Origin of the sequence: Pseudomonas sp. BR20 (assembly GCF_050780135.1) — a bacterium.
In the GTDB taxonomy this organism is placed as follows: domain Bacteria; phylum Pseudomonadota; class Gammaproteobacteria; order Pseudomonadales; family Pseudomonadaceae; genus Aquipseudomonas.
Genome location: NZ_CP172012.1, coordinates 2,620,013 through 2,635,183, shown reverse-complemented (window position 1 = coordinate 2,635,183; position 15,171 = coordinate 2,620,013). Strand labels below are relative to the sequence as shown.

The 15,171-nt window shown below is 59.7% G+C and carries 13 protein-coding genes; 6 read left to right on the top strand and 7 right to left on the bottom strand.

Going from position 1 to position 15,171, the window contains the following annotated elements:
• Nucleotides 1–8: 8 nt before the first annotated feature.
• Genes crcB through ACHPFG_RS12065 form a run of 4 tightly spaced genes read right to left on the bottom strand, consistent with a single transcriptional unit; the run spans nucleotide 9 to nucleotide 4,819 of the window.
• The gene (gene crcB / locus ACHPFG_RS12080) at nucleotides 9–383 is read right to left on the bottom strand and encodes a fluoride efflux transporter CrcB (protein WP_431702638.1); all 375 of its coding nucleotides are present in this window, start codon (nucleotides 381–383) and stop codon (nucleotides 9–11) included.
• Nucleotides 383–1,705 (bottom strand): replication-associated recombination protein A, encoded by a 1,323-nt coding sequence (locus ACHPFG_RS12075; RefSeq protein ID WP_131698053.1) that lies wholly within the window; start codon nucleotides 1,703–1,705, stop codon nucleotides 383–385. The genes crcB and ACHPFG_RS12075 overlap by 1 nt, the downstream gene beginning before the upstream one ends.
• A 27-nt stretch (nucleotides 1,706–1,732) precedes the next feature.
• Complete coding sequence (gene lolA, locus ACHPFG_RS12070) at nucleotides 1,733–2,356, bottom strand: outer membrane lipoprotein chaperone LolA (protein ID WP_016975527.1); 624 nt, start codon at nucleotides 2,354–2,356, stop codon at nucleotides 1,733–1,735.
• A 54-nt stretch (nucleotides 2,357–2,410) separates the two neighbouring features.
• Nucleotides 2,411–4,819 carry a DNA translocase FtsK gene (locus ACHPFG_RS12065; protein WP_131698054.1) on the bottom strand — a complete coding sequence of 803 codons (2,409 nt, stop codon included), beginning with the start codon at nucleotides 4,817–4,819 and terminating at the stop codon, nucleotides 2,411–2,413.
• Nucleotides 4,820–5,317: 498 nt separating this feature from the next.
• Between ACHPFG_RS12065 and aat the strand changes: the two genes are divergently transcribed.
• From aat to infA, 3 genes are all read left to right on the top strand, one after another.
• Entirely contained in the window at nucleotides 5,318–5,998 is a 681-nt protein-coding gene (aat, locus tag ACHPFG_RS12060; protein ID WP_431702635.1) for a leucyl/phenylalanyl-tRNA--protein transferase, read from the top strand.
• Between the two features lie 55 nt (nucleotides 5,999–6,053).
• Nucleotides 6,054–6,761, top strand: a complete 708-nt coding sequence (locus ACHPFG_RS12055; protein WP_053128509.1) for an arginyltransferase — start codon at nucleotides 6,054–6,056, stop codon at nucleotides 6,759–6,761.
• Nucleotides 6,762–6,861: 100 nt separating this feature from the next.
• Entirely contained in the window at nucleotides 6,862–7,080 is a 219-nt protein-coding gene (gene infA / locus ACHPFG_RS12050) for a translation initiation factor IF-1 (protein ID WP_002553999.1), read from the top strand.
• Nucleotides 7,081–7,261: 181 nt separating this feature from the next.
• Here the strand turns inward: infA and clpA are convergent, their stop codons facing one another.
• A complete protein-coding gene (gene clpA, locus ACHPFG_RS12045) occupies nucleotides 7,262–9,532 on the bottom strand; it encodes an ATP-dependent Clp protease ATP-binding subunit ClpA (RefSeq protein WP_053128508.1) in 2,271 nt (756 codons plus the stop codon).
• A 29-nt stretch (nucleotides 9,533–9,561) separates the two neighbouring features.
• Complete coding sequence (gene clpS, locus ACHPFG_RS12040) at nucleotides 9,562–9,930, bottom strand: ATP-dependent Clp protease adapter ClpS (RefSeq protein ID WP_010567912.1); 369 nt, start codon at nucleotides 9,928–9,930, stop codon at nucleotides 9,562–9,564.
• A gap of 225 nt (nucleotides 9,931–10,155) precedes the next feature.
• On the opposite strand from clpS, the gene cspD reads away from it, so the two are divergent.
• On the top strand, nucleotides 10,156–10,434 hold the full coding sequence (cspD, locus tag ACHPFG_RS12035) for a cold shock domain-containing protein CspD (protein WP_131698056.1): 279 nt from the start codon (nucleotides 10,156–10,158) through the stop codon (nucleotides 10,432–10,434).
• An 80-nt stretch (nucleotides 10,435–10,514) separates the two neighbouring features.
• Here the strand turns inward: cspD and icd are convergent, their stop codons facing one another.
• Nucleotides 10,515–11,771, bottom strand: a complete 1,257-nt coding sequence (icd, locus tag ACHPFG_RS12030; protein ID WP_027606337.1) for an NADP-dependent isocitrate dehydrogenase — start codon at nucleotides 11,769–11,771, stop codon at nucleotides 10,515–10,517.
• A 493-nt stretch (nucleotides 11,772–12,264) separates the two neighbouring features.
• Here icd and ACHPFG_RS12025 point away from each other — a divergent pair, with 493 nt between their 5' ends.
• Nucleotides 12,265–14,490, top strand: coding sequence for an NADP-dependent isocitrate dehydrogenase (locus ACHPFG_RS12025; RefSeq protein ID WP_131698057.1), 2,226 nt, complete (start codon nucleotides 12,265–12,267; stop codon nucleotides 14,488–14,490).
• A 218-nt stretch (nucleotides 14,491–14,708) separates the two neighbouring features.
• Nucleotides 14,709–15,155 (top strand): NUDIX hydrolase, encoded by a 447-nt coding sequence (locus tag ACHPFG_RS12020; RefSeq protein ID WP_431702631.1) that lies wholly within the window; start codon nucleotides 14,709–14,711, stop codon nucleotides 15,153–15,155.
• Nucleotides 15,156–15,171: the final 16 nt, after the last annotated feature.

Below are 15,171 nucleotides of genomic sequence, written 5' to 3'. Positions count from 1 at the left end.
CTCGTTTATCAAAGTTTGGTCAAGGACAGGCCAGCCCAGGTGGCGAGCAGCCCGCCGAACACGCTGATGCCCAGGTACCCGAAGGCGACCAGGGCCTGCCCGCTTTCCAGCAGGCGCAGCGTATCCAGTGAAAAGGATGAAAAGGTCGTCAGACCGCCTACAAAGCCGACAATCAAGCCGGCGCGAATTTCAATCGGTACTTCCGGGCGCAACAGGAACCAACCGTACAGCAACCCGATGATCAGGCAACCCACCAGGTTGACCGCCAGGGTCGCCGCATAAAAATGCTTCGGCCAATTGGCGCTCACCCACGTACTGGTGGCGAAACGCAATAATGTACCAGCGATGCCGGCTGCGGACACGGCAAGAATCGTCTTGAACACTACTTTCTCCGCTGTTTGGGGCTGAGGCGGTCGAGTTGGGCGAGGTGATTGAGCTTTTCACCGATCTTCAGCTCCAGGCCACGGGGCACCGGCTGGTAGAACGGCTGCGGCTCAAGCTCGTCGGGGAAATAGTCTTCGCCGGCGGCATAGGCGTCCGGCTCATCATGGGCATAGCGGTATTCATCACCGTAGCCCAGTTGTTTCATCAACTTGGTCGGCGCGTTGCGCAGGTGCAGCGGCACTTCGAGGGAACCATGTTCAGCGGCGGCACGCAGGGCGGACTTGAAGCCCATGTACACCGCATTGCTTTTCGGCGCGCAGGCCAGGTACGTGATGGCCTGGGCCACCGCCAGCTCACCCTCCGGGCTGCCGAGGCGCTCCTGCACCTCCCATGCAGCCAGGCACAGGCTCAGGGCTCGCGGGTCGGCGTTGCCGATGTCTTCACTGGCCATGCGCACCACGCGACGCGCCAGGTACAACGGGTCGCAGCCGCCGTCGATCATGCGCGCAAACCAATACAGTGCGCCGTCCGGGTTGGAGCCGCGCACGGACTTGTGCAGCGCCGAAATCTGGTCGTAGAAGGCTTCGCCGCCCTTGTCGAACCGCCGACGCGTATCGCCGAGCAGACTTTGCAGCAGGTCGACGCCAATCTCGCTGCCGTCTTCGGCCAGGTCGGAAGCGTTCTCCAGCAGGTTGAGAAAGCGCCGACCGTCGCCGTCGGCGGCGGTGAGCAGGATCTTGAAGCCTTCGTCGCTGAGACTCAGCTGGCGCTTGCCCAGGCCCTTGTCTTCGCTCAGGGCGCGGTGCAACAGCTTTTGCATCGCGGCTTCGTCCAGGCTTTTAAGCACATAGACCCGCGCACGCGAGAGCAAGGCGTTGTTCAATTCGAAGGAAGGGTTCTCGGTGGTCGCACCGATAAAAATCAGCGTGCCGTCCTCGACATAGGGCAGGAATGCATCCTGCTGCGACTTGTTGAAGCGATGCACTTCATCGACAAACAGGATGGTGCGCTTGCCGTACTGCCCGGCCTGCTGTTTGGCCACCTCGACGGCCTGGCGGATCTCCTTGACCCCGGCCAGCACGGCCGAGACCGTTTCGAAGTGCGCATCCGAGACCTTTGCCAGCAGCCGCGCCAAGGTGGTCTTACCCACGCCCGGCGGCCCCCAGAAAATCATCGAGTGCAGCGCACCCTGCTCCAGGGCTTCGCGCAACGGCTTGCCGCGAGCGAGCAGGTGTTCCTGACCGACGTACTCATCCAGGTTGGTCGAGCGCAAGCGCGCGGCCAACGGCTGGGCAATCGGGTCACTTCGAAACAGATCCATGGGCAGCGTTTGAAACCTCTGGGGAGTTTATTCCTGGATCACGTCGGCACCCTTGGGGATGTCGAACTTGAACTTGGACGCCGGTACCGGCTGGTTGGCCTTGACCCCGGAGAACAGGATATCGGTGCGCTGACCGACGCTGTCGACCAGGCGCATGTTATTGATCACGCCGTTGCCGAACGACAGGGACAACGTGTCAAACAGCGTGTCCTTGGATTTCGGCTTGAGGGTGAACTCGATCACGTTGCTGGTCTGCTTGGAGGTAATGTCGAAGCTGTCGTTGATTTTCGACACGTCGCCCGAGAGCAGCAGCGCCGGAGTCTGGTTCAGGCGCGGGTCCAGCTTCTTGATGGTCGCCTGCTCCAGATCCGGGTCCCACAGGGTGACTTTCTGGCCGTCCGAGACGATGGTCTGCTCGGCCTTGCCTTCCGTGTGCCAGTAGAACAGCCCTGGGCGCTGCACGGCCATCTCGCCGGCGGTTTCCTGCAACTGGGTACCGCCCGCATCCAGCGTGAGCTGGGAGAAGCGCGCAGTCAGGGTCTGGGATTTGTCCAACAGGTTTTTCAGGCTGGCGACGGAGGCCGGGTCAGCGTGGGCCGAAACAGCGGTCAGGGCCAGTGCCGGCAACAACAGCATGCGGATAAGACGCATGGGAGTCCTCATTGAGTCGTAAGGGCGCGCCGCGTGCTGCCACGCGGCACGGAATCAGTCGCGCGCCTGCCCAGGAGCAAGGACTTCGCGCGAGCCGTTGGTGTTCATTGCGGTGACGACGCCAGCGTTTTCCATAGCCTCGATCATGCGCGCGGCGCGGTTGTAGCCAATCTTGAGCTTGCGCTGCACCGCAGAAATCGAGGCACGGCGGCTTTCCAGCACGAAGGCCACGGCTTCGTCGTACAGCGCATCGGTCTCGGCATCATCGTCACCACCGCTGCTGCCACCGTCGAAGCCACTGCCGGCCTCTTCGACACCGGCAAGGATGTCGTCGTTGTATTCCGGCGCGCCACGCAGCTTCCAGGCTTCCACCACGCGGTGTACTTCATCATCGGACACGAAGGCGCCGTGAACGCGGATCGGCAGACTGGTGCCGGGCGGCATGTAGAGCATGTCACCGTGGCCCAGCAGTTGCTCGGCGCCGCCCTGGTCGATGATGGTCCGTGAGTCGATCTTGCTCGACACCTGGAACGCCATGCGGGTCGGGATGTTGGCCTTGATCAGGCCGGTGATCACATCCACCGACGGACGCTGGGTGGCAAGGATCAAGTGGATACCGGCGGCACGGGCCTTCTGGGCGATACGTGCGATCAGCTCTTCGACCTTCTTGCCGACGATCATCATCATGTCGGCAAACTCATCGACCACCACCACGATGGTCGGCAGCTTGCTCAGCAGCGGTGCTTCGTCATGGATACTTTCGCGCTTGTACAGCGGGTCGGTCAGCGGCGTGCCGGCGTCCTGGGCTTCCTTGACCTTGGCGTTGAAGCCCGACAGGTTACGCACGCCCATCTTCGCCATCAGCTTGTAGCGGCGTTCCATCTCGGCAACGCTCCAGCGCAGGGCGTTGGCGGCGTCCTTCATGTCGGTGACCACAGGGCAGAGCAGGTGTGGAATGCCTTCGTAGATCGACAGCTCGAGCATCTTCGGGTCGATCATGATCAGCTTGGCGTCTTCCGGGCCGGACTTGAACAGGATCGACAGGATCATCGCGTTCACGCCCACCGATTTACCCGAACCGGTGGTACCGGCCACGAGCAGGTGAGGCATTTTTGCAAGGTCGGTGATCACCGGCTTACCGCCGATGTCGTGGCCCAGGGCCAGGGTAACCGGCGACTTGAAGTTGTCGTACTCGGGCGTCGACAGCACTTCGGAGAAGCGCACAATCTGGCGGTCTTCGTTGGGAATCTCGATACCCACGGTGGTCTTGCCGGGGATCACTTCCACCACGCGCACGCTGGTCACGGCCAGGGAGCGCGCCAGGTCTTTGGCCAGGTTGGAAATGCGGCTGACTTTTACGCCGGCGGCCGGCTGGATTTCGTAACGGGTAATCACCGGGCCGGGGTGAATCGAGTCCACCGACACTTCGACGCCGAACTCCTTGAGTTTGATTTCCAGCAAATGGCCGACGGCCGCCAGGGACTCGGGGGAATAGTTGAGTTGTTTCTTTTCGGCCGGGTCGAGGATCGAGATCGGCGGCAAGGTGCCTTCCACGGCGCTGTCGACAAACAACGGCGCCTGTTTCTCTTTCTGCACGCGGTGGCTAGGCTCGGCGGGCTTGGGCGGCGCCGGGGCGATCACCGGCGGCACCTGCTTCTCGCGGTCCGACATGTGCTTGCTCAGGGCCTGCTCGCGTTCGATCAGACGCTCCTTGACCTTGGCCTGCTCGCGGCGGTCCGGCGTGCTTGGTGCCACCACTTCGTTGACGCGGGTGTCGACTTCGCGCAGTTGCGCCACCATGCGCTTGCGCTCGACACGGGCGGCCCACCAGCGGTTGGCGGCACCCTGGAACAACTCCAGCAGGTCAAGGGTGATCTTACCGGTCACGTCCATCACCTTGAACCACGACAGGTCGGTGAACACCGTGAGGCCGAACAGGAACAGCGCGATGAACATCAGGGTGCTGCCCTGGATATTCAGGGTCTTGCGCGCCAGGTCGCCGAGGCTTTCGCCCAGCGCCCCCCCCGCGCCCGCCGGCAGGCCGGTGGGTGCGTGGAAATGAATATGCGCCAGGGCGGCACCCGACAGCACCAGGAATACCAGGCCTATCAGGCGCCACGAAAACAGCCAGCCGCTCCACTGCCACGGCTCGTGGCGCTGGCGGAAGATCTGCCAGGTCTTGATCGCCAGCAGCAAGGGGAAAATGTAAGCGAAATAACCCAGCACCATGAACAGGATATCGGCGCTGTAGGAGCCGGCAGGCCCACCGAAGTTCTGCACGTCTTCGATCTTGCTGTTGTGGCTCCAGCCCGGATCGTCCTTGCCATAGGTGAGCAAGGCCATCATCAGGAACAGGCACAAGGCGCCGATAGCGATCAGCGCGCCTTCCTTGAGTCGATAGTGCAGGTGCTGGCGCCAGGCCGGCACGATGGCTGCTTTAGGTGTTGCGGCGGATTTCTTCAAAACGGGTCTTTTCCTGCGCCTGTTAGCGCGTCCATCTGTTGAATAAGTGCAAATACTGCCCAATCCGAGCAGCTGAAAAATGAACGAACGTCGTGGAATCTACTTTTAACATTGGGCGATTGCTGGATGAAATGGCGATAACGCCACAATGGCCGCATTGTACGGGTTTGTGTTCCTGTTGCCACGCCACTTGGCTTTCTTAGAGCAGCATAGCCAATTGCGTGTCACAACATGTTCAATTTGAGCATGCATTGTCTTTGCTGACAAAGGCTTATGAGCTGTTTTTACCAATCCAGGCAAGCTTGGCAAATGGCCTGCATGGGCCAGACCCGATTACGACCACGCCTCACGCAGAGAGTTGCAGAAACACCCGCTCATGCTTATGCACGTCAACAGCCGATTCGGGCTGGCCCCACAGCGCTACGTCGACAATAATCACACCCCTTGGGGCAGGCGATCCGCCTGCCACCCCCCTCCCCTTCCGTAAGCCTGGATGCCATGCTGACCTGGTTACAACGCGACTCACTGACATTCCCCCCGCTGGCCAAGGCCATGCGCGAACCCAATGGCCTGCTCGCCGCCGGTGGTGACCTGTCGGCCGAACGACTGGTACAAGCCTACCGCCACGGCTGCTTTCCCTGGTTCTCGGAGGGCCAGCCGATCCTCTGGTGGTCGCCGGACCCGCGCACCGTGATATTCCCCGACGAACTGCATGTCTCCCGCAGCCTGGGCAAACTATTGCGCCAGCAGCGCTACGCCGTGACCTTCGACCAGGACTTTGCCGCCGTCATCCAGGCGTGCGCCGCGCCGCGCGCGTATGCTGATGGCACCTGGATCACCGAAGGTATCCAGCGCGCCTACCTGGAACTGCATCAGCGCGGCTATGCGCACTCGGTCGAGGTATGGGACGAGGGCGTGCTGGTGGGCGGACTGTATGGCCTGGCGATGGGCCAGCTGTTTTTTGGCGAATCCATGTTCAGCCGTGCCGACAATGCCTCAAAATTCGGCTTCGCTACACTCACCCGGCAACTACAGGCCTGGGGCTTTGCACTGATCGATTGCCAAATGCCCAATGATCACCTGCATAGCCTGGGTGCTCGCGCCATTCCTCGCAGTGAATTTGCCGGTTTCCTACGCGACCACCTGGACCAACGCAATTGCGGGCCATGGGTTTCTTAGGCGACATCCGCGCACCTGGCTTACACTTATTTCAAAGCTTATCCGAGGGTTGATCATGACCGAGTTGGCGCGTTTGAAGTTTTATGCCACTCAACCCCACTCTTGCAGCTATCTGCCCGACGAGCAGGCCACCACGCTGTTCCTCGACCCCAGCCAGCCAATGGATGTGCACGTGTATGCCGATCTCTCGGAAATGGGTTTTCGGCGCAGCGGCGATCATCTGTACCGGCCTCACTGCCAGAACTGCAATGCCTGCGTGCCGGCACGCATCCCCGTGGCGCAGTTTCTACCGGACCGCAATCAGAAACGCATCCTCAAGCGCAACGCCGACTTGACGGTGACAGCTGCCAAGCCACGATTCACCGAAGAGTACTTCGACCTGTACCAGCGCTATATCGAGCAGCGCCACGCCGACGGCGATATGTTCCCACCGAGCCGCGACCAATTTTCCACCTTCCTGGTGCGTGACCTGCCGTTCTCACGCTTCTACGAATTTCGCGCGGACGGCCGCCTGGTGGCCGTCGCCGTGACCGATTTGCTGCCTAACGGCCTGTCAGCGGTCTACACCTTCTACGAGCCGGCCGAAGAGCGGCGTAGCCTCGGGCGTTTCGCGATCCTCTGGCAAATCGGTGAAGCACTGCGCCTGGAACTCGAGGCGGTGTACCTCGGATACTGGATCAAGAACTGCAAAAAGATGAACTACAAGACCCAATATCGCCCCATAGAACTGCTGATTAATCAAAGATGGGTCACGCTTAACTAGAACCCCTTGGCTTAAACACCCTTTTTCGGGCACAATGCACGCCGCTTTTGCCTGGCGCAGTTGCACCGGGCCATTCACTGGATACCGAGGGCTTTACTGCATGTCGAAAGAAGACAGCTTCGAAATGGAAGGCACTGTCGTCGACACCCTGCCCAACACCATGTTTCGTGTGGAGTTGGAAAATGGGCACGTCGTAACCGCGCATATCTCCGGCAAGATGCGCAAGAACTACATTCGTATTCTTACCGGCGACAAAGTGCGCGTCGAGCTGACGCCCTATGACTTGAGCAAAGGGCGCATCACTTACCGCGCTCGCTAAGCAAGTCAATACAAAACGCCCGGTTATGCCGGGCGTTTTTGTGTGCATGGGATTTCTCAAACACCGAGGATTCCTCTGGACGGGGCTTGCCCCCCCACACTGGATCTTCATTGTTCTGACAATTGCATTTCAAGACAGCAAAAAGGCGCCTTTCGGCGCCTTTTGTGTTGCTGCAGAACGATCAGGCCATTTCAGCCGTGGTTTCGAACTCAAAGGTCAGCTCGCCATCCTTCAGGTCGATATGCACCACGCCACCATGGTCGGAAAGCTCGCCAAACAGGATCTCTTCGGCCAGTGGCCGCTTGATCTTGTCCTGGATCAGACGCGCCATTGGGCGAGCGCCCATTGCCGCATCGTAGCCACCTTCGGCGATCCAGCTGCGCGCCGCTTCCGTGACATCCAGCTGCACGCGCTTGTCTTCCAACTGCGCCTGAAGCTCGGTGAGGAACTTGTCCACCACACTCTTGATGACCTCATGGCTGAGGCGACCAAATTGGATAATGGTGTCCAGACGGTTGCGGAACTCCGGCGTGAAGCTCTTCTTGATCACTTCCATCGCATCAGACGAGTGATCCTGATGAGTAAAGCCGATCGAAGCCCGCGCGGCCGTCTCGGCACCGGCGTTGGTGGTCATGATCACGATGACATTGCGGAAGTCCGCCTTGCGCCCGTTGTTGTCGGTCAGGGTCCCGTGGTCCATCACCTGCAGCAGCAGATTGAAGACTTCCGGGTGGGCCTTCTCGATCTCATCGAGCAGCAGTACGCAATGGGGCTGCTTGGTGATCGCTTCGGTCAACAGGCCGCCCTGGTCGAAACCGACATAGCCCGGAGGCGCACCGATCAGGCGCGACACAGTATGACGCTCCATGTATTCGGACATGTCGAAGCGCACCAGTTCGATCCCCATGGCCTTGGCCAATTGCCGTGCCGCCTCGGTCTTGCCGACACCGGTAGGACCGGCGAACAGGAACGAACCGACGGGCTTGTCCGGCGACTTGAGGCCCGCACGCGACAGCTTGATCGCGGTGGACAACGCGTCGATCGCCGCGTCCTGGCCGAACACGGTGAGCTTGAGGTCGCGCTCAAGGTTACGCAGCAGCTCCTTATCGGAACTGTTGACGTGTTTTGGCGGAATCCGCGCGATTTTCGCGACAATGTCCTCGACCTGAGGTACGTCGATGCGCTTCACACGCTTCTCGACCGGCTGCAGGCGCTGGTAGGCCCCTGCCTCGTCGATCACGTCGATGGCCTTGTCCGGCATGTGCCGGTCATTGATGTAGCGCGACGCCAGCTCAGCGGCCGCACGCAGCGCCTCATCGGTGTACTCGATGCCGTGGTGCGCTTCAAAACGCCCCTTGAGCCCGCGCAGGATGCCGATGGTGTCTTCAACCGACGGCTCGGACACGTCGACTTTCTGGAAGCGACGCGCCAGGGCACGGTCTTTCTCGAAGATGCCACGGAATTCCTGGAAGGTGGTCGAACCGATGCAGCGGATATCACCCGACGACAGCAACGGCTTGAGCAGGTTGGAAGCATCCATCACCCCACCGGATGCCGCGCCGGCACCAATGATGGTGTGGATCTCGTCGATGAACAGGATCGCCTGCGGGCGTTTTTTCAGCTCGCCGAGCAGGGCCTTGAAACGCTTCTCGAAATCGCCACGGTACTTGGTCCCGGCGAGCAACGCGCCCAGGTCAAGGGAGTAGACGACACTGTTGGCCAGCAGGTCCGGCACCTGGTTGTCGACGATGCGCTTGGCCAGGCCTTCGGCAATCGCGGTCTTACCCACGCCCGCCTCACCCACCAGCAACGGATTGTTCTTGCGACGACGCGCAAGAATCTGCGCTACACGCTCGACCTCGAGTTCACGCCCCACCAACGGATCGATCCGCCCCTGGCGCGCCAGCTCATTGAGGTTGCTGGCATAGGCATCCAGCGGGTTGCTTGAAGAAGAAGACTCACCGCCCTCGTCGTCCTGCATATCCTGCTCACCCTCGGAATGATCGCCGTGCCCAGGCACCTTGGAGATACCGTGGGCGATGTAGTTGACGACATCAATACGGGCAACGCTCTGCTGCTTGAGCAGGAACACTGCCTGGCTTTCCTGTTCGCTGAAGATCGCCACAAGCACATTGGCGCCCGTGACTTCACGCTTACCGGAGCTCTGTACGTGGAAAACAGCACGCTGCAATACCCGCTGGAAGCCCAGGGTTGGCTGGGTTTCGCGGTCCTCGTCATGCACGGGGATCAGTGGCGTGGTGGAGTCGATAAACTCCTGCAGGTCATGCTTGAGTTTGTCGAGGTTGGCGCCGCACGCACGCAGAACCGTGGCGGCAGCTTCGTTATCCAAAAGTGCCAGCAGCAGGTGTTCGACGGTCATGAATTCATGACGCTTCGAACGAGCCTCCTTGAAGGCAAGATTGAGGGTGACTTCGAGCTCGCGGTTTAACATAGCTTCACCTCATACCCAAGTGGTCGGCGTTAACCGTCCTTCTCGATTTCACAGAGTAGCGGATGCTGGCTTTCCCTGGCGTACTGGTTGACCTGCATGGCCTTTGTCTCGGCGATGTCACGGGTAAACACTCCACATACTGCCCGTCCTTCTGTGTGAACGGCCAGCATTACCTTGGTCGCCAACTCGCGGTTCAGGTTAAAAAACACCTCGAGCACTTCGACCACGAAATCCATCGGTGTGTAGTCATCGTTGAACAAAACCACCTTGTACATCGGCGGCGCCTGTAAAGCAGGCTTGGCCTCCTGAACAGCAATGCCTGCAGAACCGTCGTCATCGTGTTCGTGATCCGGTCGATCCTGATTGAATGTTAGTCGAATCTGGCTGATTGCATGCATGGAAAGAAAGGTTCGTCAGTGGTTCAAATACAGTGGTGGGGGCGACCTGTCAGAATTTCAACTCCTGACCACCCGGTCGCCTTGACTATCGGCAAATCGGTGTTACAACCAATAGAACCCACAGTGGGTAAAAAAGGTCCGCGCAGTCAACCTTATTTATTCGGGTTAGGACGGATAAACTGGATGATACTCCAGTGATGGAGTCTGGTGCAGAGGGATATGGGTATGTCTGGCGTCAAGATCAGTGGCAAGGTCAAGTGGTTCAACAATGCCAAGGGATATGGCTTTGTTAATGAAGAGGGTAAAACCGAGGACCTCTTTGCGCACTACTCAGCGATCATCATGGATGGGTATAAAACGCTGAAGGCTGGCCAAGCTGTGAGCTTTGAAATCATTCAAGGACCGAAAGGGCTGCACGCCGTGAATATCGATGCAGTGAAAGCTGAAACACATGAGAAAAACACGCCATCAACCGCTCATAAAGAAAAGAAACAAACGGCCTGACCCCCGCGAAGCGAGTGAAATGCGATAAAAAACCGGCCACCCAATCGACTTGGGATGGCCGGTTTTTTTGTGACACACCTTTACATATGCGAAATCAGCGCATCCCCAAAGCCCGACGACGACACCAGCTTCGCGCCATCCATCAGGCGCTCGAAGTCATAAGTCACCGTCTTGGCCGAGATAGCGCCGTTGGTACCCTTGATGATCAGGTCTGCCGCTTCGGTCCAGCCCATATGACGCAGCATCATTTCCGCCGACAGGATCAATGAGCCCGGATTGACCTGGTCCTTGCCCGCATACTTGGGCGCGGTGCCGTGGGTCGCCTCGAACATGGCCACGGTGTCGGACAGGTTGGCACCCGGCGCAATACCAATACCACCCACCTCTGCCGCCAGGGCGTCGGACAGGTAGTCGCCGTTCAGGTTGAGGGTCGCGATCACGTCATACTCAGCCGGACGCAGCAGGATCTGCTGGAGCATGGCATCGGCGATGGCATCCTTGACCACGACATTCTTGCCGGTCTTCGGGTTCTTGAACTGCATCCACGGACCGCCATCCAGCAGGGTCGCACCGAACTCCTCAGCCGCCACTTCGTAGGCCCACTCCTTGAAGGCCCCTTCGGTGAACTTCATGATGTTGCCTTTGTGCACGATGGTCAGCGAGTCGCGATCGTTATCCACTACATACTGCAGGGCCTTGCGCGCCAGGCGCTTTGTGCCTTCCAGCGATACCGGCTTGATACCAATGCCGCAATCCTGGTCGAAACGAATCTTGGTAACGCCCATTTCCTCCTTGAGGAACTTGATGACCTTTGTCGCTTCCGGCGAGCCGGCCTTCCACTCGATCCCGGCGTAAATATCTTCGGAGTTTTCGCGAAAGATGGTCATGTCCACGTCGCCTGGCTTCTTGACCGGGCTGGGCACACCCTCGAACCAGCGCACCGGGCGCAGGCACACGTAGAGGTCGAGTTGCTGACGCAGGGCCACGTTCAACGAACGAATGCCGCCGCCGACCGGGGTGGTCAGCGGGCCCTTGATGGACACCACGTAATCCTTGACCGCATCCAGGGTTTCCTGGGGCAGCCAGGTGTCCTGGTCGTAGACTTGGGTCGCCTTCTCGCCGGCGTACACCTCCATCCACGAGATTTTGCGCTTGCCGCCGTAAGCCTTTTCAACAGCTGCGTCGACCACCTTGATCATCACCGGGCTGATGTCGACGCCAATACCGTCACCTTCGATATAAGGGATGATCGGTTGGTCAGGAACATTGAGAGAATGGTCTGCATTGACGGTGATTTTGTCGCCGACTGCCGGAACCTGAATCTTCTTGTATCCCATGCTGAACTCCATCTATGGATTGAACATCTGGCTGCGTCCGAGCCTACTCCAGATAAATGGCGACCGAAACCTCGCGCCATGCTCATTTGCCTCGAAAACAGCATAAATTGTCGCCTACAAGCCTGAAAGCAAAGGGAAAAGCGCCAATCTTGAGCACATCGTGCGACTTTAGGCGTAATCCGGTACCTGCGACCTTTAGACCAATGGACGACACACCTTTTGTATGAAGGCTCGGCGTAAGCATAGCGACCTATGTATAATGCCGCCGCTGACCAAAGAGTCACGACGGCAGACCGCTCTGGAACAGGGCCCTCCGCTACAAAGCAGGACTAATACAATAGTCCACCCGCTTGACGCTCGACTGATGCAACCCAACATCACCGCGAAGAAACCTCGACCTTTCGCTCATGGATGACTTTGAACGAACGCGCTCCACCCGGCGCATCTCGAGTTTCTGCGCACGCTTTCAGCAAAGAAGAGAGTTAATCCGAATATGCCCACCCGCTCGAAGATCATCTACACCTTCACCGACGAAGCCCCAGCCCTCGCCACCTATTCACTGCTGCCTATCGTAGAGGCCTTCACCGCTTCCGCTGATATTGCCGTGGAAACCCGCGACATCTCCCTCGCAGGGCGCATCCTCGCAAGCTTCCCCGAGCAACTGGGCACCAAGGCCGTACCGGACCACCTCGCCGAACTGGGCGACCTGGCCGTTACCCCTGAAGCCAACATCATCAAGCTGCCTAACATCAGCGCCTCGACACCTCAGCTGCAAGCGGCGATCAAGGAACTGCAGGCCCAGGGTTATGCCCTGCCGGACTACCCGGAAACCGTAACCACCGACGCGGAAAAAGAAACCCGTGCACGTTACGACAAGGTCAAGGGCAGCGCCGTGAACCCGGTACTGCGCGAAGGCAACTCCGACCGCCGCGCGCCGCTGTCGGTCAAGAACTACGCTCGCAAGCACCCGCACAAGATGGGCGCCTGGGCTGCCGACTCCAAGTCCCACGTTGCCCACATGAGCAACGGCGACTTCTACGGCAGCGAAAAAGCCGTACAGATCGAAGCCGCTGACGCGGTCAAAATCGAGCTGGTCGCCCAAGACGGCACCACCACCGTCCTGAAAGAAAAGACCACCGTCAAGGCCGGCGAAATCATCGACAGCGCCGTACTGAGCAAGAACGCGCTGCGCAGCTTTATCGCCGCTGAAATCGAAGACGCCAAGAAACAAGGCGTGCTGCTGTCGGTCCACCTGAAAGCCACCATGATGAAGGTCTCCGACCCGATCATGTTCGGCCAGATCGTTGCCGAGTTCTATAAAGACGCCCTGGCCAAGCACGCAGACGTGCTGGCACAGATCGGCTTCAACCTGAACAACGGCATCGGCGACCTGTACGCCCGCATCAAGGCCCTGCCGGCCGAGCAGCAAGCGCAGATCGAAGCTGACATCCAGGCGGTCTACGCCGCCCGCCCTTCCCTGGCGATGGTCAACTCCGACAAAGGCATCACCAACCTGCACGTGCCGAGCGACGTCATCGTCGACGCCTCGATGCCGGCCATGATCCGTGACTCCGGCAAAATGTGGGGCACCGACGGCCAGTTGCACGACACCAAGGCCGTGATCCCGGATCGCTGCTACGCCACCATCTACCAGGCGGTGATCGAAGAGTGCAAGGCCAACGGCGCCTTCGACCCTACTACCATGGGCAGCGTGCCGAACGTTGGCCTGATGGCGAAAAAAGCCGAAGAGTACGGTTCCCACGACAAGACTTTCCAGGTCAAGGCTGACGGCGTCGTCCGCGTGACCGACAGCAAGGGCAACCTGCTGATGGAACAGAAAGTCGAGGCTGGCGACATATTCCGCATGTGCCAGACCCAAGACGCGCCGATCCAGGACTGGGTCAAACTGGCCGTCAACCGTGCCCGCGCCAGCAACACCCCGGCCATCTTCTGGCTGGACCCTAAGCGCGCACATGACGGCGTTGTTGTCGAGAAGGTTCAGGCTTACCTGAAAGACCACAACACCGAAGGCCTGGACATCCGCATCATGTCGCCGGTCGACGCGATGAAGTTCACCTTGGAGCGCACCCGCAAGGGCCTGGACACCATCTCGGTGACCGGCAACGTACTGCGCGACTACCTGACCGACCTGTTCCCGATCATGGAACTGGGCACCAGCGCCAAGATGCTGTCGATCGTGCCGCTGATGAACGGCGGTGGCCTGTTCGAAACCGGCGCCGGCGGTTCGGCTCCGAAGCATGTGCAACAGCTGCTGGAAGAGAACTTCCTGCGCTGGGACTCCCTGGGCGAGTTCCTGGCCCTGGCCGCTTCCCTCGAGCATTTGGGTGTGACGTACAACAACCCGAAAGCCCTGGTACTGTCCAAGACCCTGGACCAGGCCACCGGCCAGTTCCTCGACAACAACAAGTCGCCATCGCGCAAAGTCGGCAACATCGACAACCGCGGCAGCCACTTCTACCTGGCGCTGTACTGGGCTCAAGCCCTGGCCGCCCAGACCGAAGACACTGCACTGCAAGGTCAATTCAGCGAACTGGCCAAGACCCTGGCCGCGAACGAAGCAACCATCGTTGCCGAGCTCAATGCCGTACAGGGCAAGCCAGTGGACATCGGCGGCTACTACGCGCCGAACCCAGAGCTGACCAGCAAGGCCATGCGCCCAAGCAACACCCTCAACGCGGCGATTGCCAAGTTGAAGTAAGGTTGTAAGGATGCAACGAAGCCCCGGCCCTGTGCCGGGGTTTCTGTTTCCAGCGCTCAACTGACGAAACCGAATCAAATGTGAAAGGGAGCTTGCCCCCGATAGCAATGGATCAGTCGAGCTATTGGTAACTGACACACCGTCATCGAGGGCAAGCCCCTCCCACACCGGCCGCAATTCTGCCCAAACACCGCGTCATATCTTGAATCGAGGCCCCCATGACCTGGCAACCCCACATCACCGTCGCCACCATCGTCGAAGACAACGGCAAATTCCTGATGGTCGAAGAACTCAAGGACGGCCGCGCCGTGCTCAATCAGCCCGCCGGCCACCTCGACCCGCATGAAACCCTGACCGAGGCCGCCGTGCGCGAAACCCTCGAAGAAACCGGCTGGGACGTGGAAGCCACGGGCATCGTCGGCATCTACCTGTACACCGCCCCCAGCAACGGCGTGACCTACCAGCGCGTGTGCTTCATCGCCAAGGCCTTGAAACACCACCCGGACTACCAACTCGACGAAGGCATCCTGCGCGCCCGCTGGCTGACCCGTGACGAGCTGATGGCCGTGCGCGACGACTGGCGCAGCGAGCTGATCATCCGCTGTATCGATGATTATCTGGCCGGCCAGCGTCACAGTCTGGAATTGATCCGCCCTTCTCTTTAGCCTTGCGGGCCCAGGC

Bases quoted from the DNA above. Each gene is read 5' to 3' on its own strand.
- ACHPFG_RS12075 (WP_131698053.1), bottom strand. From the start codon at position 1,705: ATGGATCTGTTTCGAAGTGACCCGATTGCCCAGCCGTTGGCCGCGCGC.
- lolA (WP_016975527.1), bottom strand. From the start codon at position 2,356: ATGCGTCTTATCCGCATGCTGTTGTTGCCGGCACTGGCCCTGACCGCT.
- aat (WP_431702635.1), top strand. From the start codon at position 5,318: ATGCTGACCTGGTTACAACGCGACTCACTGACATTCCCCCCGCTGGCC.
- ACHPFG_RS12055 (WP_053128509.1), top strand. From the start codon at position 6,054: ATGACCGAGTTGGCGCGTTTGAAGTTTTATGCCACTCAACCCCACTCT.
- infA (WP_002553999.1), top strand. From the start codon at position 6,862: ATGTCGAAAGAAGACAGCTTCGAAATGGAAGGCACTGTCGTCGACACC.
- clpA (WP_053128508.1), bottom strand. From the start codon at position 9,532: ATGTTAAACCGCGAGCTCGAAGTCACCCTCAATCTTGCCTTCAAGGAG.
- clpS (WP_010567912.1), bottom strand. From the start codon at position 9,930: ATGCATGCAATCAGCCAGATTCGACTAACATTCAATCAGGATCGACCG.
- cspD (WP_131698056.1), top strand. From the start codon at position 10,156: ATGTCTGGCGTCAAGATCAGTGGCAAGGTCAAGTGGTTCAACAATGCC.
- icd (WP_027606337.1), bottom strand. From the start codon at position 11,771: ATGGGATACAAGAAGATTCAGGTTCCGGCAGTCGGCGACAAAATCACC.
- ACHPFG_RS12025 (WP_131698057.1), top strand. From the start codon at position 12,265: ATGCCCACCCGCTCGAAGATCATCTACACCTTCACCGACGAAGCCCCA.
- ACHPFG_RS12020 (WP_431702631.1), top strand. From the start codon at position 14,709: ATGACCTGGCAACCCCACATCACCGTCGCCACCATCGTCGAAGACAAC.